1 pseudogene is annotated in these 407 nt (G+C 68.1%); it reads right to left on the bottom strand.

Annotation, left to right across the window (positions count from 1 at the left end):
• Positions 1–407, bottom strand: a pseudogene (locus AX735_RS25520) (hypothetical protein); the annotation flags it as partial.

Here is a 407-nt window from a genome sequence, read left to right as displayed (position 1 = left end):
GCGACGCGCCACGGCCGAGCTCGCCGATATCAGGCAGTGCATCGTCCGACTGGCGGATGCTGGCGGGCAACGCGAACTTGGTGAAGCCCTTGGCCACGCCCAGGCTGTAGGCGGTGGGCGTGATCTGGACGACGCCGTCGCCCTTGCCGCTGTCGCTGGCGAGGTCAGGCCGCATGTTGATCGCCTTGGCCGAATCGGGGCGGATGCGCACCGCGATGGTCAGCGCGCGCGGGCCGTCGGTCGCGGCAGACGCGGCAGGCGTGAAGCGGAACATCTTGTCGCCGCGCAGTGCCGAGAATTTGAGCTTGTCCGCCAGACGCGGATCGACCGAAGCGGGCGTGAAGGATCCAATGCCGCCGCGCGCATCAATCGAGACGGGCCGCGAATCGAAACCGGAGGAAAAAGCG

Source organism: Blastomonas sp. CCH1-A6 (assembly GCF_001556365.1).
Taxonomy (GTDB): domain Bacteria; phylum Pseudomonadota; class Alphaproteobacteria; order Sphingomonadales; family Sphingomonadaceae; genus Blastomonas; species Blastomonas ursincola.
Note: the sequence above shows the minus strand (reverse complement) of the source record. Positions and strands in the feature narration are given on the sequence as shown.